Here is a 25,327-nt window from a genome sequence, read left to right as displayed (position 1 = left end):
GCAACGCCACACGCTTCCCCAATGGCAACAATCAGAGAAACCGCATTTTCATATGAAAGTGTCTGTTGCAATGTGATAGGTCCGCGTTACCGGAAACAGAACGGCTGCGAAGCCAAAGGTGCCCCCTTTTCGCTTTAATGATTTCTTTTCAAGGAGTTTAGAGATGAACCAGCTAGAAGCCTTAAAACAGTTCACCACCGTGGTGGCGGACAGTGGCGATATTGAATCCATTCGTAATTATCATCCTGAAGACGCCACCACCAACCCTTCCCTCATTCTCAAAGCTTCCGGTCTCGACGCCTACAAACATCTGATTGACGACGCCATTGCCTATGCTAAAAAGCAAGGCGGCAGTAAAGAGACGCAAATCATCAATGCCAGTGACAAAGTGGCGATTAACCTTGGTATGGAAATCCTGAAAAGCGTACCGGGCCGTGTTTCGACCGAAGTGGATGCTCGCCTTTCTTTCGATCGTGGCATGTGTGTCACTAAAGCAGAGAAATTGGTTCGGCTGTACGAAGAAAACGGTATTGACCGCTCGCGTATCCTGATCAAACTGGCGTCCACCTGGGAGGGCATCCGTGCGGCAGAAGAGCTGGAGAAAAACGGCATTAACTGTAACCTGACGCTGCTGTTCTCCTTCGCTCAGGCGCGGGCCTGCGCCGAAGCGGGTGTGTTCCTGGTTTCACCTTTCGTGGGTCGTATTTACGACTGGTACAACACCCGCAAGCCCCTGGACCCCTATATAGTTGAAGAAGATCCGGGAGTGAAATCCGTACGTCGCATCTACGATTATTACAAAAAGCACCGCTACAGCACCATTATTATGGGAGCCAGCTTCCGTAAGGTAGAGCAAATCGTCGCACTGGCAGGCTGTGATCGCCTGACCATTTCGCCAAACCTGCTGGAAGAGCTGCAAAACAGCGATGCGCCCGTTGAACGCAAGCTGGAGCCCTCAACCGAAGGCTTCCATCAGCCTTCCTCGCTGTCTGAAGCCGAATTCCGTTGGGAACATAACCAGGATCCGATGGCGGTAGAAAAACTGTCTGACGGTATTCGCCAGTTCGCGGTTGATCAGCAGAAACTGGAAGATGTGCTCGCTGCTCGTCTGTAGTTTTCATCACATTCTTCTCGGACGAGAGCTTTCTCGTCCGCAGGCATAACAAGGGAGAACCCTATGTCATCACGCAGAGAGTTGGCAAACGCGATTCGTGCATTAAGTATGGATGCAGTACAGAAAGCAAACTCAGGCCATCCCGGCGCACCAATGGGCATGGCAGACATCGCGGAAGTGTTATGGCGCGATTTTCTGCACCATAATCCAACCAACCCCGCATGGCTTGATCGCGACCGCTTTATTCTTTCTAACGGCCACGGCTCAATGCTGCTGTATAGCCTGTTGCATCTGACCGGCTACGATTTACCTATGGAAGAGTTGAAAAACTTCCGTCAGTTACACTCAAAAACGCCGGGCCACCCGGAAATCGGTTACACGCCCGGCGTCGAAACCACGACGGGGCCGCTGGGCCAGGGTTTAGCCAATGCTGTCGGTTTAGCGATTGCTGAGCGCACGTTAGCCGCGCAGTTTAACCGTCCCGACCATGAAATCATCGACCATTTCACCTATGTCTTTATGGGCGATGGCTGTCTGATGGAAGGCATTTCGCACGAAGTCAGCTCGCTGGCAGGTACGCTGGGCCTTGGCAAACTGATTGGATTTTACGATCACAACGGTATTTCCATTGATGGGGAAACCGAAGGCTGGTTTACCGATGATACCCATAAACGCTTCGAAGCCTATAACTGGCACGTAATTGGTGATATTGACGGGCACGACCCGGAAGCCATCAGCCAGGCGATTAAAGAAGCGCAAAGCGTGACGGATAAGCCGTCGCTGATTATTTGTCGCACCGTTATTGGTTTTGGTTCTCCGAATAAAGCCGGTAAAGAAGAGGCGCACGGCGCAGCGCTGGGCGAAGAAGAGATCGCGCTGACGCGTAAGCAGCTCGGCTGGAATTATCCGCCATTCGAAATCCCCAAAGAGATTTATCAGCAATGGGATGCTAAAGCCGCAGGTGCCGAGCGTGAAAAAGCCTGGAACGCCAAACTGGAAGCCTATAAGCAGGCACATCCCGAACTGGCACAGGAATATCTGCGTCGCATGAATGGCGAAATGCCATCGACCTGGGAAGCCGATACGGCGAAATTTATTGCTGATCTGCAGGCTAATCCGCAAAAAATTGCCAGCCGTAAAGCGTCGCAAAACTCGCTGGAAGTTTATGGCAAGCTGCTGCCGGAATTCCTCGGCGGTTCCGCTGACCTTGCGCCAAGCAACCTCACCATCTGGTCAGGGTCAAAATCGATTAAAGAAGACTGGGCCGGTAATTACATTCACTACGGCGTACGTGAATTCGGGATGACTGCCATTGCCAACGGCATTGCGCATCACGGCGGCTTTGTCCCTTACACCGCAACCTTCCTGATGTTTGTGGAATACGCACGTAATGCAGCGCGTATGGCGGCGTTGATGAAAGCGCGCCACATTATGGTTTACACCCATGATTCGATCGGTTTGGGCGAAGATGGACCAACGCACCAGCCGGTTGAGCAACTCGCCAGTCTGCGTCTGACGCCCAATATGAGCGTCTGGCGTCCGTGCGATCAGGTGGAAACCGCAGTGGCGTGGAAAGCGGCCGTTGAACGCCATCATGGCCCCACCGCGCTGATCCTGTCACGTCAAAATCTGGCACAACCGGAGCGTACCCAGGCACAGGTTGAAAACATTGCGCGCGGCGGTTATGTGCTGAAGGATTGTGACGGCACGCCGGAATTGATCCTCATCGCTACCGGTTCAGAGATAGAAATCACGCTGGGTGCAGCCGAAAAACTGACCACCGGCGGCCATAAAGTACGCGTAGTCTCGCTGCTGTCCACCGATCTGTTTGATGCTCAGGATAAGGCCTATCGCGAATCGGTGCTTCCATCAACGGTGAAAGCGCGTGTGGCAGTCGAAGCCGGTATTGCAGATTACTGGTTTAAATACGTTGGCCTTGATGGGGCTATCGTTGGTATGACCACCTTTGGTGAGTCTGCGCCAGCCAGCAAACTGTTCACCGAGTTTGGCTTCACAATCGAGAATATCGTCAGTCATGCTGAAGCATTACTCAAGCCTGTGTAATGCTTTTGCCCTTCCCGCTCAGTCGGGAAGGGCTATTTCAGTTCATCTTCTGAAACAGAAAAAAATCCGCTTTTCCCTCTTCCCGTCCGGCCTAAACTGATTACTATAGGTTTTCCTCTGATCCTGATAGCGTACCCACGCCTGTTGAAAATGCGCATACCTTATTTACTGGCCTTAATGGTTTCTCTGCTTCCATTAAAAAGCATGGCGCAGGTCGCGCCCGATCCGTTACTCGCTTCGCAAATTGTGGATCGCTACGCTGAGCATATCTTTTACGGCAGCGGCGCAACCGGGATGGCGCTGGTGGCGATTGATGGTAATCAGCGCGTATTCACCAGTTTTGGTGATACCCGACCGGGCAATAACGTGCGTCCGCAAAAAGATTCCCTGATCCGTATTGCCTCGCTGAGCAAGTTAATGACCAGCGAAATCATGGTAAAACTAGCCGAGCGTGGTCAGATTAACCTTGACGATCCGCTGAGCAAATATGCACCGCCTGGCGTTCGCGTTCCCAGCTACAATGGTCAACCTATTCGCCTGATCAATTTATCCACCCACACCAGCGGTCTGCCACGTGAGCAGCCGGGCGGTAAACCGCACCGACCGGTGTTTATCTGGCCAACACGCAGCGAACGCTGGGATTGGCTGCCCCATGCCACCCTGAAAACCGCACCGGGTACCGATGCGTCCTATTCTAACCTCGGTTATGATTTGCTCGGCGATGCACTGGCACGCGCCGCAGGTAAACCCTACCCGACGCTGTTCCAGCAGCTGATTACGCGCCCGCTTGGCATGAAAGATACAACCTTTACGCCGTCGCCCGAACAGTGCGGACGCCTGATGGTGGCAGAGAAAGGGGCCAGCCCGTGTAACAATACGCTGGCGGCCATTGGCAGCGGCGGCGTCTACTCCACCCCAGATGATATGAGCCGCTGGATGCAGCAGTTTCTTAACTCAGCTGATTAGACTTGAGATAAATGACAGGGAATAAGTGAGATAATTATGGGAAGAACTGGGTCAACATGGGAAGAGACTGGATGGAATATGCAATAACCTTACAGTATGTGAAAATCAGACCGGCCCGAAAAAAACAGAACTCGCGCCAGCCTGATTGCAGATATTACTCCTTTTTCCCTGTATCGGTATCAGGTTCGCCATCAAACAGTTTGCCCTGCATCCGATCCAATTCTTCTTTTCTGACACGCTTCACCACGCTGTAAACCCACTGTAGTGAAACACCAAATTTGCGGGCCAGTTCGTGATGGTTGCGCCCGTCAAACTCCAGGAAGATTTCCCGGTCGCGCTGGCTGACCTTCCAGACCATGCCCATCGGAAAATAGACGTTTTGCCCGCCCCAGACCTGCATCATGCGGTTAGCGACAGCCTGACCAATCTGGTCGGCAACAGCGGGTTCGATATCAATAATCTCGCGGACGGTCTCAGAGGTATGCTGTGCCAGTTCCACCAACAGTTCCGGCCCTTTACTACGAAACTGATTCAGGTCGCTCATTGCTTCACTCCCGCAGCTCTGCGCTGCCACTTCTTCAGTTTCTCAATCACGCTACTTGCCTGCTCATTGCTGAGCCAGCGTAACGCGCTGATGCCCGTTTCCCGTTTAACCCACAGCGCCAGCGCCTGCTCTGAACTGTCACGGATGATGCCTGCGGCAGCCATTTCAAGCCATAGCGCACGGATTTTCTTTGACTGCGGATGGCTGTCGAGCGGTAAGCCGGGCCTGGCTTTCCCGGCAGGCTTAATGCGAAAGCCTTTCTTTTTCATGGATTCCAGCACGCGGTTTAGCTGTGGGGTATCCATCCCTTTGGTTGAGGCTTTGCCGGTCAGCCCCTGTAGCATCAGGCGGTAGGTGTCCTCATCCATCTGGAGGTCGCTGCGGGCAATATGAATGAGTTGAATAAGACGCTGCTTAGTCATCATTGCCACTCCTTTTACCTGCGCCACCGATATAGTCGACATATAAAGGAAGCGCGACAGGCCAGCACAGGAACATAACGGCCCAACTGATCCAGTGTCCGGCACCGCTGTAACGTGAGTAAAACCCTGAACGGCGGTGCAGTTCAGCAGTACACCACCCCACGAGACCATACCAGAACAGGGCACATACAATTGATTCAGCCATCATAATGAATACCACCCCAGTTAATATGAATGTTACGGGCTGTAGTAACCGGATCGTTATTCCACCATGCACCTGACATATAATTTTTAACCTGTTCTCGTCCAGCAATAACGCCAATTTGAATGCCGGGCTTTACGTTCTTAAAAAAGGCGCGAGCAAAAAGATATTTAGCAGCTGTACGGCAAGGGTTCGGTGCTTTCTTCTTACGCGATAACATCATCTTTCAGCCCTCAGTTTATGCTGCTCCTGCCCGCCAACGGGCTGATGCAGGCGGACGTTTTCCCCTTCTCTGTAACCGATGTGGCGGGACATGTCTGCGTCACGTGATTTCCCGGCCCCACGGCCCCTAGTTGTGCCTGAGTCAGGGTATTTTTGTTCAAGCCAGAGGCTTGCCAGCTCCCGTTCTTCGCGGGACATAGCAAATAAATGAACCTCGCTGCGCACGGCCAGAACCCAGCCTTCGGCAAATTTGTCACCACGGCTGGTCTTGGTCGTGTTTTTGATCCTTTTATTTTGCTGTCGAATATAGTTTTTACGGGCCATGATTAATTGTCTGGCCAGTACCTCCCATGTATATGAGGCCAGTTCAACCCGGTCTTTATTACCGTAAAAGCCAACGCTGGGTTTAAAGCCGGAGTGAATAATAGACTTAACGCCAAATGCCACCTGGATAATGTCCAGCAGACCCAGCATGTAACGCGGCGGATTAACGCTACCTGCAGCCCAGTAGTGACTGACGCTTTCATCAATATCACTGAGTGCGAGGTCAGCCTGGGTGATGTTATAGGCCTGCATCAGTTTCTGGGCGCGTTGCAGGGCCAATGCCGCTTCATGGGGGTTATCGGATTTAGCCAGCGCAAGTAGCTTTTTTAATTTCTCCAGCTGCTTTTCATTATTCTGCGGCATAAGTCACCCCCAGACGTTCGGCAAGGCGTTCCAGCTTTTTCTGCTTATGAAAGTCAATCATCAGGCCCATCCCGTTGAGGCGGAACTGTTCAATCATGATTTCAACGTCAGCCAGTTCGCCAGCCAGGTCAACCTCATTACCCAGCCCATTCATGTTACGGGCGGCAGCAGCGGCCAGTTCGGCGGCTTCTTCCATCAGCTTCAGCGCCTGTGCTTCAGGGCCAAAGGTTTTCAGGGCCAGATTGTATATAGTGGAGCGGTTATATAATTTCATGCCTTTCATTTTTTTGCCTCGCAGGGGATGAACTCCATGGCCGGGACTTCGGTGTAGTAATGCTGGCTGCAGTGAGGGCATACCAGCGTGATGAGGACGGCTGGCACATGGTATTTGCCAGAGGTAATGACGCTGGCGTCGCTGAACTTCAGGGTGGTGATACCTTTCTTACAGTTGGAACATTTGATGGACATGATTTATTCCTCCATGCTGTTTTCGGCGTGCAGAAGCCCACGGCACTGACGCCGAAATAAAAAAGAAATTGAATTAAAATTAAATGGCAGCGATATCTAACGGAATATTAATTAGCTTCCCGTGTTTATCTTTCTCCCGGAAATTAATATAGGTTTTGGACATTGCTACCTGCAGTGATTCCGATATGGCCTCCATAGCACGGTTCCAGCGCTCGTCCTGAATCTTGACGCGGCGCAGGGAAAGAATACGTCCGGTATTAAGCTGGCCCTCTTTGTCCACCTGGAAAGCATCGCTGATGATGGCCCGCAGGTTGGCATTTGCGCCTTCCGACCACTCGGTGACGCACTCGTCTATCAGGTCTTTGGCAATCTGCAGCTCTGGCCCGAAGGTCAGGGTTTCCTGCACGCGGATGGTGATCTGCTGAGCACCGTCGAAGCTGCTGAAGGTCACGTTGCCTTTGGCACCGCCACGCGTTCTGCCGTACTTCTCGGCCACAAGGTCAAGCCAGGCATAGCACTCGTCAAAGGCACGACGCTTGAAGTCACTGAGTTCATCGCGTTTAACCTTCGCGGCGGCAACCTATTCTTTAACGAAAGAGTCCATCGCAAGGTCATAGTCAGACACCTGGTCAACCGGCACCAGACGCCCCTTGCGGTCTTTCATGTAGTTTTCTTTATTTACTTCGCTCATCTCTGTTCACCTTATGGTTAATGTAACGACTCTGACCAGGTAATACGGCAGCCATGCAACTCAAAGACGCCCTGACGAAAGCGCCCTGAGCCGTCATGGCCAACATGGGTATAACTCGCTTTGCCCTGCTCCAGCAGGCGGGCACAGTGCCCGTTGCGGGCGATACGGATAACCGGCTTACTGCCAGCAATCATGACGCTCTGCACGGTGGTGTTCATGGCGTTGAGCGCCATAATGGCGGACTGCACCTTGTTCATCTGCTGGTTGATATCGGCGATGGATTTCATGATTAAACCCCTTTAACGACGTCGGCGTTGACCTGCGGAACCCCGATTTCAGCAGCCAGATTCATGGCGGCTATCACCAGGTTACTGACGGCCAGCGGATACAGCAGGCTGACCATGCTTTTACGGCTACTACCCAGATTGCTCAGACGGGCGCGGATGGCTTCCACTGCGCTGGCGTCCATGATGTCGGCCAGCTGCTTACCGGCGCGTTGCAGTTTGAACGTCAGAAACTCTTCCAGGCTGTTGTCCAGCGGCAGCAGTTCAACCACCTCACAGCGCTGGACGACCTCACGGACTTCCATGTTGCGTTCGGACAGTTTGTCCGCCAGTTCAGGCTGGCCAATCAGCACGATGGACAGCAGCTTTTTGAAGCCGGACTCCAGTTCGAAGAAGCGTTTGAGGTGCTTCAGCGTCGGGATGGGCAGACTGTGGGCCTCCTCAATCACCAGAACGTGGCTGAAACCCGCCTGGCTGCTGTCCTTCAGGACGCGGTGCAACTGGCGGAAACGGGCGTCCTGGCTGCGTTTGATGCTCTCCAGCGGCGCGATGGTGCTGATGATGGCCTCGGCGATAGCTGCCGCCTTCAGTGTTTTGCCCTTCACGTCGTTGTCTTCCATGGCAATGATGTATGGCTCGATAACAATCACCGGCGCGTTCTCGCGGTTGACGCGTTCAATCAGGTCGCGGCGCAGCGTGGATTTACCCGCGCCAGACTCGCCGATAACCGCCAGAAAGCCACCGTGGCGGGCGGTCTGGAACAGCGCCTCACGCACGTAGCGGATATCCGGCGTGGTGAACACATCGTCCGCGCCCTGCATGGCTTCATCGGCGAACGGGTCACGGAAAAGGCCAAACGCTTTTTTGGTTGCTGGAAATAACACCTGCTTTTTGAGTAACATGTTCTCTTCCTCGCTGAGGTTGGTTTTATCGGTAGTACCCGCTGTACGGGGCGTGACAGCGCCCTGTGCAGCATCAAAACTCTTCGCTGTATCAATTCCCTGACTTTCCAGATATAACGCCAGACGCTGGCGCACCTCCTCCGTGCTGGTGCGTGGCCACTCGTTGTGGTTCACAATCTGGGCCAGCGTGGCCTCGGAAACGGCGACGGCTCTTGCCACCACCGCCTGCGGGATGCGGGCCTCTTTCAGTTGTTGCTTCAGTACCAGCATGCCTTCCTCCTCAGTTACCGTTAACGATGCTGATAACGCTGTTGCGGGCCGGAGTGGTCAGGGCGACCATGACCTCATCCAGCGTGGCTTCCGGTACGCCATCCGGGTACTGTGCCGTTAACTGGCGGTAATGTTCCGGCGTCCAGATATGGCCGTTAGCGCCAAACTTCTCGCGCAGGGCTTTCGCGGCCTCCACATGGGTCAGCGGACGCTGCTCAATACGCGGCCCGCGCACGTCTGAAGCCTGACCGCGCTTCGGCATATAGGCCGGAAGCGTGGTGTCGTCGATATGTTTGTACGGGTCAAGTCGCCCGCCGAACGGCAGCGCCTTCGCCTTGCGTGCAGCAGCTGCATCGGCGGCGTTATCGGTGCCCGTGACCAGCTCTTCGATTTCTTTTGCAGCCGTCTGCGCCGGGGTCTCCGGCAGGGCTTTGTAGCTTTCGCCAAATACCACCGCGCTTTCGGCAAAGCCGAACTCGTTCTTTCTGACCTCCTCGACCAGGAAGAACGTCTCGTGACCGTCCTCGCCGGTCAGCACCACCTGTGCCACATCGCTGCGCCACGGGTTACGGGTAATCATCAATTTTTCGCCGACCAGTACGCCCGGTACTGTCGAAACATCAAACTCAGCGCCCCGGAACGAAACACGCAGTTTTGATGTGACCTTGCGGAGTTCCGGTACGGCCACCGCCAGTTCGCGGCAAACCTCAACGGATGGCGCTTTTTTCAGCTGGTCAGCAGTAATCTTCAGCCAGATATCCGTGCGGGTTTTACCGTGGCGGCTGTGGACCGCCGTGGCGTTAAAGTGGCTGCGCCATTTCACCGCCAGCGCGTTCAGTTCGTTCAGGCTATGAACCGGCTGGAATTTGAGACCCGGTTCCAGTTTGCGTTCGATAATGTCACGGGCCTTTTCCACCTGCCCGGTGGCGCGGGCGTTATGCGGCTTGTGCGCTATCAGATTGATGCCCAGCGAGCGGCACATGTTTTTCGTCATGCCAGCGGTGTTCGCCGAGCCGGGGTCGAGGTAGAGTATTTTCGGCACACCGTGCAGCACGTCAGCGCCGCCGCGTTCCTGCATGGCGTTAATAAGAATAGAACAGAGGTTCTCACCGGACTCCGCGCCCATTACGTACTCAACGTAAATCCAGCCACTGGTATGGTCGGTAATCTCATAACTCCACACGCGGTCACTGGCGATGCGGGCGATGTTGGCAGGCTTGTTCTTGTAGAACTTAGCGCTGTCCATCACCTGCAGCCCTTTATGGCCGTTGCTCAGGTAGTAAAGCGTACAAAGTGAGGCATCAATCTCCCAGACGTGGTTGGGATGCAGGCTGGCCATCTCGGATGAAGGTGCCGGTGCGTCAAGCTGTTCCGGGTGCAGGCCATAGTTACGCAGGGCGCGGCTGATGGTGTCCTCGGACAGCGGGAAAAACTCGCCTGTGGCCTCGTCCGTTCTGCCAGCAGTGATAAAGCCGTTTGAACGCAGGGTCTCCACCGCATCCGCGATGGAATACAGGCGCTTACCGTTCTTACGGGTGGCCTCGCGTAGCGTGGCAGATATCAGCGCGGCTTCGTCGCGGCTCAGGGCGCTGCGCCCGGCATCGGCGCGTTTTTTGCGTTTGTCAGTCACTGATACCTCCTTCAGTTTGCGCAGCAGGGTGGCGCGGGACATGCCCAGTTCAGCGCAGGCGGCGTCGTATATCGCACCGCGCTTGCCATGCCCCGCGTCACGTGCCGCGCGGGCAACATAAACCAGTCGTTCAGTCAGGGCGGCACTCATGGGTTATGCCTCCTGCCCGTTAATCTCTGGCGTCGGGTCAGTCAGCCATGAAGGGGCGGCGTTGCCTGTCGGCTCGTCCGGCAGGTCAAATGTGGAGCGCAGGCTACGCGCGGTGCTTTCCAGCTGGCAGACCAGACCGGCCATAAAGTCTCTGGGGGTATCAATCATGTTTTCAGCACAGTATGCGCACAGGGTCTCAAAGGCGCTGGACAGTCGAACGGCGATGGCAGATTCCGCCTCAACCGCTAACGCTGTAACTTCCGCACGCAGCTTCTTCACCTCTTCGTCAGGCTTGGGCGGCTGGATACGGGATTTCTTCTCCAGTTTGGTGGAAAGCGAGTCGATTTTTTCGTTTTTGTCGGCCAGCACGCGCTGTTGTGCTGCGTTGGTTTCGCGGGCTTCGCGTAATGCAGCCCGGAGTTCGCGGCTGGTCATGCGATCGATATCATCTAGGGTTAAGCCTGCAATGGTGCCGCCTTCGGCTAACTCTGATAGCTCTTCGTCGTCCTCTGCTATTAATTCGAACAGTTTAGTTTTGCCCAAATGTGCCAGCGCTGGCACATTTGATTTCAGTGTGGGAGATAAATATTTAGTAGCAGCCTGCATCATTCTTACGGAAGTTCGGTATGGTAAGCCCAACTCATTTTCGAGGACGTTAATAAACTCCCCATGCGGCTCATTCTCTTTCAATATCACCAAACGCTTACCGGCTTCGAGCATAGACTCGGCACTTTGCGCCATATAAAAGCGAGCCTCATGAATAATCCGATCACGTTCATACGGCAGGCCATCACCGAACTGCTGCATGATTTCGAGGCGATGTTCAGTCATGGCATTAAGACTAACGTTGAGGCCATCACTTACCGATGCATCTTCCATTAGTTCAACTGGTTGTGATTTTGTGCGTCCCATTTCAACTCCTTAGCGACTGCCAGCCATAACACGCTGGTTGATTTCATTAATACGATCCTGCGCCCGCGCCATCTCGGTGCTGTGCGCCATGGCGATTTGTAAGAGCTGGACTCCAGGGGCGAAGCGCCCGTTATCCAGTTTCAGGGCCAGTCCCTCTTCGATAAGGGTATTGAGTGCCCGATTGATATTCGCCGGGGACTCGCCCAGAGCCGATGCCAGTTCACCGTTAGAAACACCGTTCAGGGCGTGGCCACGCAGTGCTTTAAGAACGCGCAGAATGCGGGAGCCAGAACTGGATACATTTGCCTTACTCATGTCACATTCCCCTTTTTGCGATATGTGATAATCTGTTACACGGGCTAAAACGTTACGCCGCATTCGAATCTGGTTTCAGACCCAGCTTCACGGCAATTTCGTGTGATTTGCCGTAACGAGCTTTGGTGAAGCCGTTAAGAACACGGTAGACCTCATTGCGGCTGTAGCCGTTTTCTTCAGCCCAGCGGGTGAAAGTGACCCCGCGCTGGCGGAAGAGAGATTTGACTTGTTCTGCAGTCATCGTTGTCTCCTTTGTTCATGCAATGATGTTTGCCTTATGTGTGATAGATTATGGTGCAGATTTCCTCACCAGTCAACTTTAAGAGTGCAGAAATACTCACATGATCGGTTTACGTATTAAAGAAGAAAGAGAACGTCTATCCCTTACGCAGCAAGGGTTAGCTGACGCTATAGGTGTGGCGAAGAGAACTTTCATAGATTGGGAGAAAGATCGCACCTCCCCAACTGCAGTGCAGTTATCTGCACTATCAGAAATCGGCGTGGATGTTTTGTATGTAGTTACTGGGACGAGGAGCCAACCAGTTGTTGCACCTTACGAGTCACAAGAAAAGAAAGAGTTGATGGACGCGTTCGACGACATGAGTCCCGAACAGCGGAGGGCTATTCTTGAGGTCGGCAAAGTCCTCACTCAGCCAAAGCCCAGCAAGTTTGCTAGTTGAGCACACTGGTAAAAAGGGGCTGAAAGTAAAGATAATGTGGTCGATTTTGCTACCTTTCGCAGGCTAAGTTACAAAAAGAATAAATAGGGTTAGAACGTTCTAACAGACAACATAAGGATATATATGCGTAAGATGTTTTTGGTCTTAGCTCTGTCATTGCTGGTCGGTTGTGATAGTGGATCAGATGGTGTATCGGATTCTCCTTCTACTCCGTCCGTAGAATTCAATGTAAAAACGGACGATTTGACTGTAAACAAGCTGTTGCCTGCTATCAAAAATCTACTGCCAGGGTTGAATCGGTACGCAGATCAGTTCGAAAATATTCACGTTGAGCAAAATCATTGGCTCACTATCGTGTTTCATGTTCCCGAAAATGCAAACATACCCGCAGATTATCTCTCTCAGGGGAATAATTGCTTCATCGAGATCAATAAAGAAGGTACAGCTATAAAAGTGCCTAAAAGAGCCTGTAAATCCGTTGCCCTAGATAGAGTTGTGCAGGATTTAGATAGCGACTATTGGTTCTATTTCAATGCCGACGAATTAACCTATATGCCGTATGATTTTGCAAAGTTAAACGACAAACAACGTGTAGATATTGGTGTCGCATATCTAAAAAAAATGTGGGATATCGTGCAGATGGTTAAGCAAAAAACAGACTGGCAACCAGATGATTTTCCTAACTACGCCAGATTGTTCAGGCAACTGGAGAGTGAGGGTAAGCAGTTTGTAATGGAGGGGGATATGTTCCCAGCTTATGGCTCTTGCAGGATGGCGGGGGCTAACGCTCAGCAATGGTGGTCTACACAAATTAGCTCACTTAAAGATTTATCTTCAAATGACCCCCAACGAGCGGGTTCCGCTTTAAAACAAATTAAACGTCAATATGACTCATATCATGAAAGCGCTGTGAGTTGTGCAAAAGAAATCAGGCAAGCTCCACCAGTAGAGAAAAAAATGGAGGTGTTACCCCCTACGACAGACAATAAACCTCCAAGAGCGGGCTGTCTGATGATATTTACACCTGATGACAAGACTAGCTGGAGCTGCCCGATAAACTAACATTAGCAAGGCTTTCTGCTTTGGGGGTTGGCGCTGATGGTCAGTCTTATCTCTCCAATGAGTATTCCTTTCAGCTCATTTTCAGGGAGCATTCGTGGCGTTTTCTCCACCTGCTCAAGCGCGGCCTGCATCTCTCTTAGTGCCTCTGCCAGATTGTCGGCATTGACGCTAAGTGTGTAGATTTTTGCTGCAGTTTCATACTCATCGCAGGTTATTCCCATTAAGTATGAGTGTTTGGGTTTATTAGTTGCTGAACTCATGCGTTTCTCCTTTCAGAAATTGCATATCACAAGTTCCTGGCGCGGTGATGACTTACCCGACAGGCTGTAGTTGATGCAAACGGTCTGGATGTTGAGGCCTTTGAAAGCCTGCCTCATCTCTGGGATATCGTTCACCGATATAATCATTTTCCCTTTGATACTCCGGGCCAGTTCCGACATGTGGATATAGTTCCCTATTGGAAAATCCACGCCATAGCCCTCTGTTCCCCAGTACGGTGGATCACAGTAGAACAGCGTATGCGGGCGATCATAACGCTCTATGCATTGGTGCCAGTCCAGATGCTCTATCAGCGTTCTGGACAGGCGCAGGTGTGCCATCGACAGTTCTTCTTCGATGCGCAGGAGGTTAAAGCACGGCGCACTTGTGGTGGAGGTTCCGAACGAGTGATCGGCCACCTTGCCGCCAAACGCCTGTTTCTGTAGGTAGTAGAACCGGGCCGCCCGCTGAATGTCAGTGAGCGTTTCTTCCGGCGTATCCTGCAGCCACTTGTATATCTGACGGCTGACCAGCGCCCATTTAAACTGGCGAATAAATTCTTCCAGATGATGCTTGACCACCCGATAGAGGTTCACCAGTTCCCCGTTGATATCGTTAATGACTTCGGTCTTGCTGGGCGTCTTGAGAAAATAGAGCGCAGCTGCCCCGCAGAACGGCTCCACATAGCAGGTATGGGCCGGAAACAGCGGCAGAATATGTTTAGCCAGACGACGTTTGCCGCCAATCCATGGGACGATGGGTAAAGATTGTTCTTTCATTATCCGTAAGCCTTTTGCAATCAATGAAAATATGGCAGGCTAGTCAGGTCTCGCGAGACTGACTGAACCCTGGTCGGCTCACAGTGCATACCTGTGGGTTGATGACCAGCCTGGTGTTACAGCACCGGGCTGGTCGTTCTTTCAAAGCCATCATGCGGTTCACGTCCGCATCCTCACTATTAACGCTGTTTAAAATCCCTTTCCCCGACCATTTGTGATGCTGTCTCCACTACACAAGGAGACGCACCATGAAAAACCTGAAAAAACTCATTCCCCCTGTTAAAAAGCCACGTCTCAGCGGCTGGCTGCTGACCGCAGTGCTGTTGCTCGGTACCATCGGTCTGGTATCGCCCCAGCAGCTTCCGGTGGTTGTCTACAAGCTGTCACTCATCACGCTGGCAGCAGTGCTGGGCTACTGGCTTGACCGTTCGCTTTTCCCCAAAGCCCGTCCCGGTCAGTACCTGAAGCATGATGACAGGCTGATGGCTGATGGTCGCTTCCCCGTCCAGACTGGCCTTCACCTGGTCTTTTCCGCTGCGCTAATCCGCCGTGCGCTGATTGTTGCCGCAGTCTGTCTGGCCGTAGCGACGGGGCTGTAATCATGAACTGGCCTCAAATCACCCTCATCATCCTGCTTGCCTTTGGTCTGGGCGTAACCGCCATTAAGCATGGCGAGCCACGCAACGATAAATACAGCTTCTGGTGGCAGCTCGCTGGCAACCTGGTTATTGCCTGGCTGCTCTGGTGTGGCGGCTTCTTCAGTCAGGCCCGCGCAGCCCAACCACCGCAGGCCGCGCTGCAGTATCGCGACGATGTGATCCGTAATGCCCGGCTTGAATGGGGACTGTCTGCGCCGGTGGCTGACTTCGCCGCACAGCTGCATCAGGAAAGCGGCTGGCGACCTGATGCGGTCTCGCCGGTTGGCGCTCAGGGGCTGGCGCAGTTTATGCCCGCCACCGCTGACTGGATAAGCCAGCTGATGCCGGGGCTGAACAGCCGCGAGCCGTTTAATCCGGCGTGGGCCATCCGGGCGCTGGTCAGCTATGACCGCTGGCTGTGGCAGCGTGTCAGCGCCGCCAACGGCTGCGAACGTATGGCCATGACGCTGTCGGGCTATAACGGCGGTCTGGGCTAGGTACAGCGGGACAAGCGGCTGGCCTCGCAGCAGGGGCTGGACAGCACCCGCTGGTTTGGTCATGTCGAGACGGTGAATGCCGGACGTAGCGCCGCCAACTGGCGGGAGAACCGCCACTACCCGCAGCGTATCCTGCGGGAGCTGGCTCCGCGCTATCTCACATGGGGAGGCAGCAGCTGTGTGGAACCTGGTTAAAAGATTGCCGTGGCGCGGCATGGTGCTGGCGCTTGTTCTGGTGGCTGCTCTTTATGGACTGAACCGCTGGGGCTATCACGACGGTTCTGAGGACGCAAAACGTGACGGTGACGCAGCGCTCAGTCGGCTGCAGTCAGCGTTTGATACCTATAAAACCGAACAAACGACGCTTGAGAACGCAGCGCTGCGGGCCTGGGCAAAACGGTATCACGAGCAGGTTGCCGCCGGGCATCAGGCCGAAGCCAGTTACCTTGAGCAGATTGCTCAGCTAGAGAGCCATAACAAACAACTACAGGGGCAAATTAACGATGTCACACAGCGCTGGATTGATGAAAAAGGTAAGAGCCATCCCATTGAGTGCGTGTTTACTCGCGGTTTCGTACGCCAGTACAACGCCGCGCTCGGATATGACAACGCATCCGTCGGCACCGGTCATTCAGACACAACTGCCGCCGCTGGCACCGGCACTCGCGCAGCGTCCGGGCAACCTGAAGCCGCTGACGCCTGGCTACGCGACTCAGGCGTCACCCAGCGTGACGTCCTCGCCAACATCATGTCAATACCGATCGAATTCTGACCCACCCTGCCAAAGTAAAACTGACCCACCCCCTTTGAATCATTCGAGCGTTGTTGCTTTCGTTTTCTTCTGGAGTTGACCGCTTTTCAGCTTATCTTTCAGTCGATAGCTTTGGCCGCTGATTTGGGCGATATGCGCATGGTGAAGCAGCCGATCCAGCATCGCTGCCGTCAGTGTCTCGTCATCACCAAACGTTCCGGACCACTGCGTAAACGGCAGGTTGCTGGTCAGGATCACGCTGCCTGACTCATACCGTTTAGCGACTACCTGGAAGAACAGGTTCGCCTCCATTTTACCGAACGGCAGATATCCCACTTCGTCGATGATCAACAGCTTAGGTTTACCTACGACGCGGTTCAGGTAGCCCTTCAGGTCACCCTGACGATGTGACGCCATCAGTTGCAGCATCATGTCGGCGGCGGTAATGAACCGAATGCTTAAACCCGCCATCGCGGCCTTATAGCCAATGGCGGTCGCCAGGTGCGTTTTGCCGACGCCAGAAGGCCCGAGCAGGACAACGTTCTCCTGACGTTCGATAAATGTCAGACCCGCCAACTCCTGGATCTGACTTCGTGGAACGCCACTGGCATAGGCGTAATCGAACTGCTCCAGTGTTTTTATCACCGGCAGGCCTGATAACCGCAAAATGGTCTGGCGACGCCGTTCGTTCTGGCCATCATGCTGGAGCTGCAAAACGGCTTCCAGGAAGTCGGCATGCGTGCCGCTGTTGTCGATGGTCGCCTGTGCCACACCCGGCCACTCTGCCGGCAGGCGGTCGAGCTTGAGTTGCTCGCAGAGCGCGGCAATACGATCATGTTGAAGGTTCATGCTGGCACCTCGAGCAAGGCCTGGTACGTTGCCAGAGGATGTTGCAGGCTCTCGGTCGGCACCGGACGCTGGCTGAGCGCTGGGACAGGTGCAGGCAATGCCAACGTGACCTTCGGTAACGGCAATAGCGCAGCACGCTCGCGCGGCATGCGCTGCTCAGGCGGTACGCCTGTGGTGCCATGCACTCGTGTGTTCGCGACGGTGACCAGCCACTCGCCGATGCGTGTGTTGGCAGCAGGTACATCCAGTACCAGCCCGGCCTGCCGGAAGGTCGCGGTAAGAGGCACGATAAAGCTGTTCTTGAGGTAATGGTTAAACCGCTCAACCTTACCCTTGGTCTTGGCGCGATAGGGTCGGCAGACCTTGGGAGTAAAGGCATACTTCTCGGCGACGTGCATCAACTGCGGGTTCCAGCGATGCTTACCGGGGCCGTAGACATCGCGCTCAATGATGATGGCCTTGGCGTTGTCGAACAGCAGCTGATGCGGCGTCCCGCCGAAGAACCTGAGCGCAGACTCAATGCCGTCACACCAGGCAGCGGAGTCCTGGTTGCTGTAAAACTTGACGAAAGTCGCGCGGCTCCAGCCCAGCGTGGCGACAAAGGCCAGCAATGGGTTATGACCGAGTCTGATGATGGTGAAATCAACTTGCATCTGAAAGCCAGGCTCGGTCTCGAAGCGTGTTACCTCTTCAGTGACGGGCTGCTTAATGGGGTGCAGGAAAGCGGTCAGCATGCTGTAACCACCCTCGTAACCACGCTGACGGATCTCGCGCAGCAGCACACTGGCGGGGACCCAGAGGGGCCTGGGCGCGGCCCCCCGCTCAAGGATATAGGTCTTGAACGGGTCAAGCTTGCAGGGTCTGGGTGCGCGAGGCTTGTAGCGCATATCCGCTACGGGCAGCGGGCTACGAATATATCTGCGAACGGTCTCACGAGAGCATGAAAGCTGGCGCGCGATGGCGCGTATCGACATGCCCTGACGGTGTAAAACACTAATCTCCACTCTGGTCTCCAATGTCATCATTGGCAGTGCCTTAAAACTGCCATTTTTACCCTAGGTGGGTCAGATTTACATCGGCAGGTGGGCCAGTTTTACATCGGTAGCGACAACATCATCGACAACGCGAAGCAGTGCCGCATCTGGCGCAGCCAGATAAACCAACTGCTGGACGAACGGGAAGGATTACAGAAATGACGTTGCAGGTTGAATTCTGGACGGTGGTGGGCTTTCTCATCACCTTCATGAGCTTTGTCGGCGGTATGGCCAAGTGGCTGTTCAGTAAAGCGGAGGAGCGTCAGGCGGCGCGGTTCGCCTCCCTTGAGCAGTCGCTGCAACAGTCCGCCTCCAACTGGGGCGAGCTGGAAAAAGAATTTATGCGGTTTAAGGCGGATTTACCGCTGAACTACGTCCGCCGCGAGGATTATATCCGTGGCCAGACGGTCATCGAGGCCAAGCTGGACGCACTCTACAACAAACTGGAAGTGGTACAGCAGTACCGTCATACAGGAGGTCACCATGGTTGATATCGCCCGCGTGCGCCGGGAATCCCTGCGCTGGAGTCTGCTGGTTGCTCTGAACAAAACCCGCCCGTACACCGCCAGCGAGACGCTGCTGCTGGACGTGTCCCGCGCCATCTACCAGGACACCACGCCGCTGGAGCTGCGCCGTGAGCTGGATTATCTGGCTGACCGCAAGATGGTTGATCTGGAGAAAAAACCCTCCGGCGACTGGTTTGCCGACCTGACCCGCCTCGGCGTTGACCTGGTGGAATACACCGTGGAATGCGGCCCCGGTATCGCCCGCCCGGAAAAGTACTGGAGTGAATGATGGCCAGACGCAGCACGATAGAAAAGCTGCCGGAAGACGTGCGTCGCTGGCTTGAGCGGGCGCTGACTGAATCCGGCTTCAGCGGGTATAACGAGCTGGAGTCCCTGCTGCGTGAGCAGGGTTACGTCATCAGCAAATCAGCTATCCATCGCTATGGCCAGAAGATTGAGCGCCGCTATGGCGCTATCCGTGCGGCCACCGAAGCGGCACGCATGCTGACCGAGGGCGCGGCTGACGATCAGGATGCGCGTTCGGAGGCGGTGATCGCCCTGATTCAGACTGAGCTGTTCGAGAGTATTGTCCAGCTGCAGGAGACGGAAGAAGGCGAAGTCGACCCTAAAGAGCGGGTGGCGCTGCTGTCGAAGGTGGCGAAGAACGTGGCCACGCTGTCCCGCGCGTCCGTCAACCTCAAGAAGTTCCAGTCCGAAGTCCGGGCCAGAGCGCAGCAGGCGGTCAGCAACGCCGAGAAAATTGCCCGTAAGGGTGGACTGTCAACCGATGCAGTACAGGCGCTGCGCCGTGAAATTCTGGGGGTTGCCACATGAGCCAGCTTGCTCCCGTTTTGCCTGATACCTCGGCGCTGGATATCCCCGCCGTTCTGATGCCCTACCAGCAGCGCTGGGTGGCTGACACGTCTCCGCTTAAGGTGATTGAGAAGAGCCGCCGTACCGGTATCACCTGGGCTGAGGCGTCCGATGATGTGCTGACCGCTGCCTCTTCAGCGCCTGCGGGCGGGATGAACGTGTATTACATCGCCTATAACCAGGACATGACCGTCGAATATATCCAGGCGTGTGCGATGTGGGCGCGGGCATTCAACTATGCCGCCAGTGAAATCGAAGAGGGTTTCTGGGAGGAGGACGAAGACGACAAGCACATCAAGACCTACACCATCAAATTCCCTGACTCCGGCTTCCGCGTTGTCGCGCTCTCAAGTCGCCCGTCTAACCTGCGTGGCCGTCAGGGCATCATCGTTATCGACGAAGCGGCGTTCCATGAGCAACTGGACGAACTGCTGAAGGCGGCGCTGGCGATGCTTATCTGGGGCGGTAAAGTGCGCGTTATTTCCACCCATGACGGTGACGATAACCCGTTCAATACGCTTATCGGTGATATCCGGGCCGGGCGTCAGGGGGGCAGCGTACATCGCATTACTTTTCAGGAGGCTGTGTCCGAGGGACTGTTCCACCGCGTCTGCCTGCGTACCGGGAAAGAATGGTCGGAAGCGTCCGAGCAGGCGTGGATGGCATCGGTATACAAATTCTACGGTGCCGGTGCATCGGAGGAGCTTGACTGTGTTCCGGCCAACGGTGGCGGAGCCTGGCTGTCCCGCGCCCTGATTGAGTCCCGTATGTCGGCTGGCACGCCGGTGTTGCGCCTGACCTGCCCGGAGGGTTACGAGCTGAAGCCCGATGATGTCCGCTGGAGCGAGACGCAGGAGTGGCTTGATACACATCTGAAACCGTTGCTGGAGGCGCTGCCTGCTGACGCACGTTCTTTCCTGGGGCGCGACTTTGGCCGCAGCGGTGACCTGTCGGTGGACTATCCCCTGCTGCAGGAGAAGAACCTGGTTCGCCGCGTGCCGTTCGTGCTGGAGCTGCGTAACGTGCCGTTCAAACAGCAGGAGCAAATCGCCTGGTACCTGATGGATGGCCTGCCAAACCTGATGGGCGCGGCGCTTGATGCCCGTGGTAACGGCTCTTACCTCGCCGAATACGCCATGCAGCGCTACGGCTCCAGCCGGGTTAAGCAGGTGATGCCAACTGAAAACTGGTATCGCGAGCATATGCCGCCGGTCAAGGCTGCGCTGGAAGATGGCAACCTGGTGGATTTACCGAAGGATGAAGACACGCTGGATGATCTGCGGGCCGTTCAGGTGGTAAACGGCGTTCCCCGCGTGCCGGAACAGCGCTCAAAAGCGAAGTCTGACAGTGGCAAACGTCACGGGGATTCAGCCATCGCGCTGACGCTGGCGTACTTCGCCAGCCGTGAAATTAACAAAGGGCCGGTGAAGGCAAGCTCACGCCGTCGTCGTCAGGCGGCCCGTATGCTGGAGGATTACTGATGGCCCGTGGACTCTGGGTTTCACCCAGTGAGTTCGTCAAATTTGCCGAACCCAATAAAACGCTGACGGAGCAGATCGCCTCGCGCAGCCGCTCCATCGACTTCTTCGGGCTGGGGATGTACCTGCCTAACCCTGACCCCATTCTGAAATCTCAGGGCCGGGATATCCGCATCTATCGCGAGCTGCGTACCGACCCGCTGGTCGGCGGCTGCATCCGCAGGCGTAAGGCGGCGGTCAAGTCGCTGGTGCGTGGTCTTGAGCGCGGTCATGCCCCGGCGCGGGTATTCAGCTTCATCCGGGATATGCTCGATGATCTGGATTTGTCCCGCATCATCGGCGAGATGACCGACGCCGTTCTCTACGGGTATCAGCCCTGTGAGGTCATGTGGGGGCGTTCTGTTAAATCCTGGGCCATTGCCGATATTGTGGGCAAGCCGCCAGAGTGGTTCCAGTTCGATAATGACAACCTGCTGCGCTTTCGCGCCAAGGACGCCGGGCTGGAAGGCGAGCCGGTACCGCTGAACAAGTTCGTGGTACCGCGTCAGGATGCGACCTACGACAACCCGTATGGCTTCCCTGATTTGTCGATGTGCTTCTGGCCCGTGACCTTCAAAAAAGGCGGCATGAAATTCTGGGTGCGTTTTGCCGAGAAGTACGGCTCACCGTGGGTCATCGGCAAGCATCCGCGCGGGACGGCCCAGGGCGAGATTGACCTGCTGCTGGATTCCATGGAGGCAATGGTGGAAGACGCGGTGGCCGCTATCCCTGACGATTCCTCCATTGAAATTAAGGAGGCCGCAGGCAAGGCCGACAGCAGCGATATTTATCAGAACCTGATAACGCTTGCCCGCAGTGAAATCTCCATCGCCCTGCTGGGGCAGAACCAGACCACCGAGGCCAACAGTAACCGCGCCTCCGCGCAGGTCGGACTGGAGGTTACCGATGATATCCGTGACGCTGACGCTGATATCGTGGAAAGCGCGGTGAATCAGGCCATCAGGATGGCGGTATCAATGAACTTTGGCGATGTGGCCAGCCCCGTCTGGAAGATGTGGGAACAGGGAACGGTCGACGATACCCAGGCAACCCGCGACGAGAAACTCAGCCGCGCCGGTGTGGTCTTCACCCCGCAATACTTTAAGCGTGAGTACCAGCTGCAGGACGGCGATATTGACGAGGCACCACCGTCAGAACGCCAGAAGAACATGCTGCCGCTGTCATTTGCCGAGGCCATTGATGCCGATATTCAGGCACAGCAGGCCCTGGACGACGCGCTGGATATTCTGATGAACGGAGGCGCGTTAAATGGCACGCTGGAACCCGTACTGGCTCCTCTGTTTAAGCGGGTTGAAGATGGCGTCAACCCTTCTGAGCTGCTGGGCGAACTGGCCGAGCTGTACCCTCAGATGAACGCTGAAGACCTGCAGGAACGGCTGGCACGGATTATGTTTGTTGCAACTGTCTGGGGGCGTCTGCATGAGCGTGACAACGGCTGAACTGGCGTACTGCATGACGTTGCCCCCCAAACGGGCTATCAGTTACCTGAAGTCCAAAGGGTATAGCTTCACGTGGGACTGGGAGGAGATGTGGCAGGATGCCCATGCCCGCGCCTTTACCGTCGCCAAAGTGACCCGCCTTGATATCCTGGAAGATATTCGCGGGGCACTGCAGCAGGCTGTCGATGAAGGAAAAACAGGCCGCTGGTTCCGGCAGGAGCTGGAGCCGGAGCTGCAGCGTAAGGGATGGTGGGGGCCACGTGACACCACCGACCCGGTAACGGGCGAGCCGGTCACCATCCAGCAGGGCAGCTCGTGGCGGCTCGACACCATCTTTCGCACCAATATGTCCGTACTCTACAGCGCCGGTCGCTGGGCTGAGCAGATGGAGAACGTCGACGACAGGCCGTACTGGATGTATACCGGCATCAACGACAGCCATACCCGCAAGAGCCATCTGGCGCTGCATGGTCTGGTACTGCGCTATGATGACCCGTTCTGGCAGGCGTTCTACCCACCGAACGGCTGGCGCTGCCGCTGTGGTGTGATTGCCCTGAGCGCGGCGGATGTGCGTGCCCGTGGCCTGAAGGTGTCAGGTTCTGGCTCAGCCATGGGATGGGAGCTGAAGCTGGTTTCAGAGAAAACAGGCGAGATGCAGAACGTCGCCACCTTCAATACCGGCACCACGAAGGTGGCCACCGACGTCGGCTGGTCTTATGCGCCGGGGGCTGCATACCGTCCCGACCTTGCCCGCTATCAGGGTACGCTTCAACCGCTGGCACAGCAGGAACTGAGAGGATAACGATGGCTTCCGATAACCTGGTCAATGTCACCATTAACGATGAATCCCTGCGCCGGAGCCTTCGTGCGCTGGACCTTGCAGCCACAGACCTGGAACCCGCGATGCGCAAAATCGCCGGAACCCTGCTGGCGGAAACGCAGTTTAACTTTCTCGATGAGGGGCGTCCGGGGTGGACTCCCTCACTGGCAGCGCAGGAGCGCGACGGGCAAACGCTGCAGGATACCGGGCGTCTGATGGGGTCGGTATCAACCGACCATGACGACCGGCAGGCAGAGGTTGGCACTAATGTCGTTTATGGGCCGATTCACCAGTTCGGTGGTAAAACGGGACGTAATGAGTCCGTTGAACTTCCTGCCCGTCCGTTCCTGCCGCTGACGGGGGACGGTGAACTGCAGCCTGAAGTGGTTGTCCCCATCCTCGATACGATTGTCCGCCATCTTGAAGCAGCGGCCCGTCGCTGAGTTTTGTCTCTACAGGCGGGTGATTTAATCATTGCCAGCCGCTGAGGGGCTGTATTACCTTTATAAAGGCTTTACAGCCCCCGCTTTGCACCACTATTCGCCTGCAGCATGACATTCCCCGTACTGATACCCCCGATTTTTTCTAAAGCAGATTAAAAGCGCTGCTGATGCTTTTTCCACAGACTGTCCCCGACAACGTAACGCGGGACAGCAAAATGCCAGCCATTCACATTTTTAAAGCCGGTACTCATACCGATATGCACGGCACGAAACTGCCGTTCACGCAAAGCGATCTTGCCGCCTGCGTGAAAGTCTATGACCCGTCCGTCCATGAAGCGCCTCTCGTTATTGGCCACCCCAAAACGGAAGATCCGGCGTGGGGCTGGGTGAAATCCCTGTCGCTTAACGGCGGCGATCTGCTCGCTGAGCCTGACCAGCTCGATCCGCAGTTTGCCGAACTGGTGGGCAACGGACGCTTCAAGAAGGTCTCCGCCTCATTCTATCTCCCTGACTCACCGAACAACCCGAAGCCCGGCACGCTTTACCTGCGTCATGTCGGCTTTCTGGGCGCGCAGCCACCTTCCATTAAGGGGCTGAAGCAGGTCTCGTTTGGTGAGAAAGAAGAAGGCGTCGTGGAGTTTGCCGACTGGAGTGATATCACCAATGCCTCTTTATGGGGCCGTCTGCGCGATTTTCTGATTGCTCAGTTCGGGCTGGACGAGACCGACAAGGTGCTTCCTTCATGGCAGGTTGACTCCCTGCGTGAAGAGGCTTACCGCGACACCGGGAAGTCTGAACCGGACTTCAGTGAACACAATCCCAACCCTCAACAAGAGAACAGCACCATGACTGAAGAAGAAATCAAAGCGCTTCAGGCGGAAAACACACGTCTGAAAGCGGAAGCCACCCAGCGGGCAGAACAGGAAGCGAAGAGCAAGCAGGACAAACTGCACGCGGAGAACGTCTCCTTTGCCGAGAAGCTGGTTGGCGATGGCCGACTGGCCCCCAAAGCGAAGTCGGTAGTCGTGGCCATCCTGGACGCGGTCTCTGCAGGTGACAAGCCGGTTGAGTTTGCTGAAGGCGATACCCGCACCCCGCTGGCCACGGCGTTTAAGACGCTGCTGGACAGCACTGATCCGGTACTGAATTTCAGTGAGCATGCGACCAAAGACCGCGTGAACACGGATATCAAAACGACGTCAGCGGAGTTCGCTGAAGCCGACCCGGAACGTCTGGCGCTGCATCAGAAAGCGCTGGAACTGTCGAAAAAAGAAGGCATCAGCTACGACGCTGCTGTCTCCCGCTGCCTGTAATTAA

The 25,327-nt window shown here is 55.3% G+C and carries 31 protein-coding genes and 3 pseudogenes; 16 read left to right on the top strand and 18 right to left on the bottom strand.

What is annotated here, in order from left to right; all coding sequences use genetic code 11:
- The first annotated feature begins 163 nt into the window (after positions 1-163).
- From tal to ampH, 3 genes and pseudogenes are all read left to right on the top strand, one after another.
- The gene (gene tal / locus H2P46_RS08500) at positions 164-1,114 is read left to right on the top strand and encodes a transaldolase (RefSeq protein ID WP_193404672.1); all 951 of its coding nucleotides are present in this window, start codon (positions 164-166) and stop codon (positions 1,112-1,114) included.
- A 63-nt stretch (positions 1,115-1,177) separates the two neighbouring features.
- The gene (tkt, locus tag H2P46_RS08495) at positions 1,178-3,178 is read left to right on the top strand and encodes a transketolase (protein ID WP_193404671.1); all 2,001 of its coding nucleotides are present in this window, start codon (positions 1,178-1,180) and stop codon (positions 3,176-3,178) included.
- Positions 3,179-3,328: 150 nt separating this feature from the next.
- A pseudogene (gene ampH, locus H2P46_RS08490) lies at positions 3,329-4,138 on the top strand (D-alanyl-D-alanine-carboxypeptidase/endopeptidase AmpH); the annotation flags it as partial.
- Positions 4,139-4,298: 160 nt separating this feature from the next.
- On the opposite strand, the gene H2P46_RS08485 reads toward ampH, so the two are convergent.
- From H2P46_RS08485 to H2P46_RS08425, 14 genes and pseudogenes are all read right to left on the bottom strand, one after another.
- A complete protein-coding gene (locus H2P46_RS08485) occupies positions 4,299-4,688 on the bottom strand; it encodes a Mor transcription activator family protein (protein WP_032637458.1) in 390 nt (129 codons plus the stop codon).
- A complete protein-coding gene (locus H2P46_RS08480; RefSeq protein ID WP_238938962.1) occupies positions 4,685-5,113 on the bottom strand; it encodes a gp16 family protein in 429 nt (142 codons plus the stop codon). The genes H2P46_RS08485 and H2P46_RS08480 overlap by 4 nt, the downstream gene beginning before the upstream one ends.
- Positions 5,103-5,318 carry a hypothetical protein gene (locus tag H2P46_RS22950; protein WP_024160642.1) on the bottom strand — a complete coding sequence of 72 codons (216 nt, stop codon included), beginning with the start codon at positions 5,316-5,318 and terminating at the stop codon, positions 5,103-5,105. The genes H2P46_RS08480 and H2P46_RS22950 overlap by 11 nt, the downstream gene beginning before the upstream one ends.
- On the bottom strand, positions 5,308-5,535 hold the full coding sequence (locus tag H2P46_RS08475; protein ID WP_193404670.1) for a hypothetical protein: 228 nt from the start codon (positions 5,533-5,535) through the stop codon (positions 5,308-5,310). The genes H2P46_RS22950 and H2P46_RS08475 overlap by 11 nt, the downstream gene beginning before the upstream one ends.
- Positions 5,532-6,221, bottom strand: coding sequence for a DUF2786 domain-containing protein (locus H2P46_RS08470; protein ID WP_193404669.1), 690 nt, complete (start codon positions 6,219-6,221; stop codon positions 5,532-5,534). The genes H2P46_RS08475 and H2P46_RS08470 overlap by 4 nt, the downstream gene beginning before the upstream one ends.
- A complete protein-coding gene (locus H2P46_RS08465) occupies positions 6,208-6,504 on the bottom strand; it encodes a nucleoside triphosphate pyrophosphohydrolase family protein (protein ID WP_001569383.1) in 297 nt (98 codons plus the stop codon). The genes H2P46_RS08470 and H2P46_RS08465 overlap by 14 nt, the downstream gene beginning before the upstream one ends.
- The gene (locus tag H2P46_RS08460; RefSeq protein WP_055312239.1) at positions 6,501-6,689 is read right to left on the bottom strand and encodes a hypothetical protein; all 189 of its coding nucleotides are present in this window, start codon (positions 6,687-6,689) and stop codon (positions 6,501-6,503) included. Before H2P46_RS08460 ends, H2P46_RS08465 begins: the two co-directional genes overlap by 4 nt.
- A 79-nt stretch (positions 6,690-6,768) precedes the next feature.
- Positions 6,769-7,380 (bottom strand): annotated as a pseudogene (locus H2P46_RS08455) (DUF3164 family protein).
- Between the two features lie 17 nt (positions 7,381-7,397).
- Positions 7,398-7,667 (bottom strand): hypothetical protein, encoded by a 270-nt coding sequence (locus H2P46_RS08450; RefSeq protein ID WP_000835317.1) that lies wholly within the window; start codon positions 7,665-7,667, stop codon positions 7,398-7,400.
- Between the two features lie 2 nt (positions 7,668-7,669).
- Positions 7,670-8,836, bottom strand: coding sequence for an ExeA family protein (locus H2P46_RS08445; protein WP_193404668.1), 1,167 nt, complete (start codon positions 8,834-8,836; stop codon positions 7,670-7,672).
- 10 nt (positions 8,837-8,846) lie between these two features.
- Positions 8,847-10,616: a DDE-type integrase/transposase/recombinase gene (locus H2P46_RS08440; protein WP_193404667.1), complete on the bottom strand. Its 1,770-nt coding sequence runs from the start codon at positions 10,614-10,616 to the stop codon at positions 8,847-8,849.
- A 3-nt stretch (positions 10,617-10,619) separates the two neighbouring features.
- Positions 10,620-11,528, bottom strand: coding sequence for a DUF3102 domain-containing protein (locus tag H2P46_RS08435; protein ID WP_193404666.1), 909 nt, complete (start codon positions 11,526-11,528; stop codon positions 10,620-10,622).
- Positions 11,529-11,537: 9 nt separating this feature from the next.
- A complete protein-coding gene (locus H2P46_RS08430; protein ID WP_020803508.1) occupies positions 11,538-11,843 on the bottom strand; it encodes a helix-turn-helix domain-containing protein in 306 nt (101 codons plus the stop codon).
- 52 nt (positions 11,844-11,895) lie between these two features.
- Positions 11,896-12,084, bottom strand: a complete 189-nt coding sequence (locus tag H2P46_RS08425) for a DNA-binding protein (protein ID WP_032438825.1) — start codon at positions 12,082-12,084, stop codon at positions 11,896-11,898.
- A 100-nt stretch (positions 12,085-12,184) separates the two neighbouring features.
- Between H2P46_RS08425 and H2P46_RS08420 the strand changes: the two genes are divergently transcribed.
- Together H2P46_RS08420 and H2P46_RS08415 are read left to right on the top strand one after the other, a co-directional pair.
- Positions 12,185-12,523, top strand: a complete 339-nt coding sequence (locus H2P46_RS08420) for a helix-turn-helix domain-containing protein (protein WP_193404665.1) — start codon at positions 12,185-12,187, stop codon at positions 12,521-12,523.
- A gap of 123 nt (positions 12,524-12,646) precedes the next feature.
- Complete coding sequence (locus H2P46_RS08415; protein WP_193404664.1) at positions 12,647-13,585, top strand: hypothetical protein; 939 nt, start codon at positions 12,647-12,649, stop codon at positions 13,583-13,585.
- 2 nt (positions 13,586-13,587) lie between these two features.
- Here the strand turns inward: H2P46_RS08415 and H2P46_RS08410 are convergent, their stop codons facing one another.
- Positions 13,588-13,845: a hypothetical protein gene (locus H2P46_RS08410; RefSeq protein ID WP_193404663.1), complete on the bottom strand. Its 258-nt coding sequence runs from the start codon at positions 13,843-13,845 to the stop codon at positions 13,588-13,590.
- A gap of 12 nt (positions 13,846-13,857) precedes the next feature.
- Entirely contained in the window at positions 13,858-14,622 is a 765-nt protein-coding gene (locus H2P46_RS08405) for a DNA adenine methylase (protein ID WP_193404662.1), read from the bottom strand.
- Between the two features lie 248 nt (positions 14,623-14,870).
- Here H2P46_RS08405 and H2P46_RS08400 point away from each other — a divergent pair, with 248 nt between their 5' ends.
- The 3 genes and pseudogenes from H2P46_RS08400 to H2P46_RS08390 all read left to right on the top strand — a co-directional run bounded on the left by H2P46_RS08400 (position 14,871) and on the right by H2P46_RS08390 (position 16,529).
- A complete protein-coding gene (locus H2P46_RS08400; RefSeq protein ID WP_032438834.1) occupies positions 14,871-15,221 on the top strand; it encodes a putative holin in 351 nt (116 codons plus the stop codon).
- Between the two features lie 2 nt (positions 15,222-15,223).
- Positions 15,224-15,952: pseudogene (locus tag H2P46_RS08395) on the top strand (transglycosylase SLT domain-containing protein).
- The gene (locus H2P46_RS08390) at positions 15,936-16,529 is read left to right on the top strand and encodes a hypothetical protein (protein ID WP_193404661.1); all 594 of its coding nucleotides are present in this window, start codon (positions 15,936-15,938) and stop codon (positions 16,527-16,529) included. Before H2P46_RS08395 ends, H2P46_RS08390 begins: the two are co-directional and overlap by 17 nt.
- A 39-nt stretch (positions 16,530-16,568) precedes the next feature.
- Here the strand turns inward: H2P46_RS08390 and istB are convergent, their stop codons facing one another.
- The gene (gene istB / locus H2P46_RS08385) at positions 16,569-17,357 is read right to left on the bottom strand and encodes an IS21-like element helper ATPase IstB (protein ID WP_193403211.1); all 789 of its coding nucleotides are present in this window, start codon (positions 17,355-17,357) and stop codon (positions 16,569-16,571) included.
- Positions 17,354-18,382 (bottom strand): IS21 family transposase, encoded by a 1,029-nt coding sequence (istA, locus tag H2P46_RS08380; RefSeq protein WP_193404660.1) that lies wholly within the window; start codon positions 18,380-18,382, stop codon positions 17,354-17,356. Before istA ends, istB begins: the two co-directional genes overlap by 4 nt.
- Before the next feature lie 167 nt (positions 18,383-18,549).
- On the opposite strand from istA, the gene H2P46_RS08375 reads away from it, so the two are divergent.
- The 8 genes from H2P46_RS08375 to H2P46_RS08340 all read left to right on the top strand — a co-directional run bounded on the left by H2P46_RS08375 (position 18,550) and on the right by H2P46_RS08340 (position 25,323).
- On the top strand, positions 18,550-18,882 hold the full coding sequence (locus H2P46_RS08375; RefSeq protein WP_000175096.1) for a hypothetical protein: 333 nt from the start codon (positions 18,550-18,552) through the stop codon (positions 18,880-18,882).
- Positions 18,875-19,186, top strand: coding sequence for a hypothetical protein (locus H2P46_RS08370; RefSeq protein WP_097760436.1), 312 nt, complete (start codon positions 18,875-18,877; stop codon positions 19,184-19,186). The genes H2P46_RS08375 and H2P46_RS08370 overlap by 8 nt, the downstream gene beginning before the upstream one ends.
- Positions 19,186-19,731, top strand: a complete 546-nt coding sequence (locus H2P46_RS08365) for a DUF3486 family protein (RefSeq protein WP_193404705.1) — start codon at positions 19,186-19,188, stop codon at positions 19,729-19,731. The genes H2P46_RS08370 and H2P46_RS08365 overlap by 1 nt, the downstream gene beginning before the upstream one ends.
- On the top strand, positions 19,728-21,251 hold the full coding sequence (locus H2P46_RS08360) for a hypothetical protein (RefSeq protein ID WP_193404659.1): 1,524 nt from the start codon (positions 19,728-19,730) through the stop codon (positions 21,249-21,251). Before H2P46_RS08365 ends, H2P46_RS08360 begins: the two co-directional genes overlap by 4 nt.
- The gene (locus tag H2P46_RS08355) at positions 21,251-22,747 is read left to right on the top strand and encodes a DUF935 domain-containing protein (RefSeq protein ID WP_193404658.1); all 1,497 of its coding nucleotides are present in this window, start codon (positions 21,251-21,253) and stop codon (positions 22,745-22,747) included. Before H2P46_RS08360 ends, H2P46_RS08355 begins: the two co-directional genes overlap by 1 nt.
- Positions 22,728-23,549 carry a phage head morphogenesis protein gene (locus H2P46_RS08350; RefSeq protein ID WP_193404657.1) on the top strand — a complete coding sequence of 274 codons (822 nt, stop codon included), beginning with the start codon at positions 22,728-22,730 and terminating at the stop codon, positions 23,547-23,549. Before H2P46_RS08355 ends, H2P46_RS08350 begins: the two co-directional genes overlap by 20 nt.
- 2 nt (positions 23,550-23,551) lie before the next feature.
- The gene (locus H2P46_RS08345; RefSeq protein WP_193404656.1) at positions 23,552-24,010 is read left to right on the top strand and encodes a phage virion morphogenesis protein; all 459 of its coding nucleotides are present in this window, start codon (positions 23,552-23,554) and stop codon (positions 24,008-24,010) included.
- Between the two features lie 215 nt (positions 24,011-24,225).
- Entirely contained in the window at positions 24,226-25,323 is a 1,098-nt protein-coding gene (locus H2P46_RS08340; protein ID WP_193404704.1) for a peptidase, read from the top strand.
- The last annotated feature ends 4 nt before the right edge of the window (positions 25,324-25,327 follow it).

Source organism: Mixta mediterraneensis (genome assembly GCF_014946725.1).
Classification (GTDB): Bacteria; Pseudomonadota; Gammaproteobacteria; order Enterobacterales; family Enterobacteriaceae; genus Pantoea; species Pantoea mediterraneensis.
The sequence above is the reverse complement of the archived record's forward strand: the minus strand, read 5'-3'. Positions and strand labels throughout refer to the sequence as shown.

What these genes read in the sequence shown, in the direction of transcription:
- tal (WP_193404672.1), top strand. Translation starts at nt 164, where the DNA reads ATGAACCAGCTAGAAGCCTTAAAACAGTTCACCACCGTGGTGGCGGAC.
- tkt (WP_193404671.1), top strand. Translation starts at nt 1,178, where the DNA reads ATGTCATCACGCAGAGAGTTGGCAAACGCGATTCGTGCATTAAGTATG.
- H2P46_RS08485 (WP_032637458.1), bottom strand. Translation starts at nt 4,688, where the DNA reads ATGAGCGACCTGAATCAGTTTCGTAGTAAAGGGCCGGAACTGTTGGTG.
- H2P46_RS08480 (WP_238938962.1), bottom strand. Translation starts at nt 5,113, where the DNA reads ATGATGACTAAGCAGCGTCTTATTCAACTCATTCATATTGCCCGCAGC.
- H2P46_RS22950 (WP_024160642.1), bottom strand. Translation starts at nt 5,318, where the DNA reads ATGATGGCTGAATCAATTGTATGTGCCCTGTTCTGGTATGGTCTCGTG.
- H2P46_RS08475 (WP_193404670.1), bottom strand. Translation starts at nt 5,535, where the DNA reads ATGATGTTATCGCGTAAGAAGAAAGCACCGAACCCTTGCCGTACAGCT.
- H2P46_RS08470 (WP_193404669.1), bottom strand. Translation starts at nt 6,221, where the DNA reads ATGCCGCAGAATAATGAAAAGCAGCTGGAGAAATTAAAAAAGCTACTT.
- H2P46_RS08465 (WP_001569383.1), bottom strand. Translation starts at nt 6,504, where the DNA reads ATGAAAGGCATGAAATTATATAACCGCTCCACTATATACAATCTGGCC.
- H2P46_RS08460 (WP_055312239.1), bottom strand. Translation starts at nt 6,689, where the DNA reads ATGTCCATCAAATGTTCCAACTGTAAGAAAGGTATCACCACCCTGAAG.
- H2P46_RS08450 (WP_000835317.1), bottom strand. Translation starts at nt 7,667, where the DNA reads ATGAAATCCATCGCCGATATCAACCAGCAGATGAACAAGGTGCAGTCC.
- H2P46_RS08445 (WP_193404668.1), bottom strand. Translation starts at nt 8,836, where the DNA reads ATGCTGGTACTGAAGCAACAACTGAAAGAGGCCCGCATCCCGCAGGCG.
- H2P46_RS08440 (WP_193404667.1), bottom strand. Translation starts at nt 10,616, where the DNA reads ATGAGTGCCGCCCTGACTGAACGACTGGTTTATGTTGCCCGCGCGGCA.
- H2P46_RS08435 (WP_193404666.1), bottom strand. Translation starts at nt 11,528, where the DNA reads ATGGGACGCACAAAATCACAACCAGTTGAACTAATGGAAGATGCATCG.
- H2P46_RS08430 (WP_020803508.1), bottom strand. Translation starts at nt 11,843, where the DNA reads ATGAGTAAGGCAAATGTATCCAGTTCTGGCTCCCGCATTCTGCGCGTT.
- H2P46_RS08425 (WP_032438825.1), bottom strand. Translation starts at nt 12,084, where the DNA reads ATGACTGCAGAACAAGTCAAATCTCTCTTCCGCCAGCGCGGGGTCACT.
- H2P46_RS08420 (WP_193404665.1), top strand. Translation starts at nt 12,185, where the DNA reads ATGATCGGTTTACGTATTAAAGAAGAAAGAGAACGTCTATCCCTTACG.
- H2P46_RS08415 (WP_193404664.1), top strand. Translation starts at nt 12,647, where the DNA reads ATGCGTAAGATGTTTTTGGTCTTAGCTCTGTCATTGCTGGTCGGTTGT.
- H2P46_RS08410 (WP_193404663.1), bottom strand. Translation starts at nt 13,845, where the DNA reads ATGAGTTCAGCAACTAATAAACCCAAACACTCATACTTAATGGGAATA.
- H2P46_RS08405 (WP_193404662.1), bottom strand. Translation starts at nt 14,622, where the DNA reads ATGAAAGAACAATCTTTACCCATCGTCCCATGGATTGGCGGCAAACGT.
- H2P46_RS08400 (WP_032438834.1), top strand. Translation starts at nt 14,871, where the DNA reads ATGAAAAACCTGAAAAAACTCATTCCCCCTGTTAAAAAGCCACGTCTC.
- istB (WP_193403211.1), bottom strand. Translation starts at nt 17,357, where the DNA reads ATGAACCTTCAACATGATCGTATTGCCGCGCTCTGCGAGCAACTCAAG.
- istA (WP_193404660.1), bottom strand. Translation starts at nt 18,382, where the DNA reads ATGATGACATTGGAGACCAGAGTGGAGATTAGTGTTTTACACCGTCAG.
- H2P46_RS08375 (WP_000175096.1), top strand. Translation starts at nt 18,550, where the DNA reads ATGACGTTGCAGGTTGAATTCTGGACGGTGGTGGGCTTTCTCATCACC.
- H2P46_RS08370 (WP_097760436.1), top strand. Translation starts at nt 18,875, where the DNA reads ATGGTTGATATCGCCCGCGTGCGCCGGGAATCCCTGCGCTGGAGTCTG.
- H2P46_RS08365 (WP_193404705.1), top strand. Translation starts at nt 19,186, where the DNA reads ATGGCCAGACGCAGCACGATAGAAAAGCTGCCGGAAGACGTGCGTCGC.
- H2P46_RS08360 (WP_193404659.1), top strand. Translation starts at nt 19,728, where the DNA reads ATGAGCCAGCTTGCTCCCGTTTTGCCTGATACCTCGGCGCTGGATATC.
- H2P46_RS08355 (WP_193404658.1), top strand. Translation starts at nt 21,251, where the DNA reads ATGGCCCGTGGACTCTGGGTTTCACCCAGTGAGTTCGTCAAATTTGCC.
- H2P46_RS08350 (WP_193404657.1), top strand. Translation starts at nt 22,728, where the DNA reads ATGAGCGTGACAACGGCTGAACTGGCGTACTGCATGACGTTGCCCCCC.
- H2P46_RS08345 (WP_193404656.1), top strand. Translation starts at nt 23,552, where the DNA reads ATGGCTTCCGATAACCTGGTCAATGTCACCATTAACGATGAATCCCTG.
- H2P46_RS08340 (WP_193404704.1), top strand. Translation starts at nt 24,226, where the DNA reads ATGCCAGCCATTCACATTTTTAAAGCCGGTACTCATACCGATATGCAC.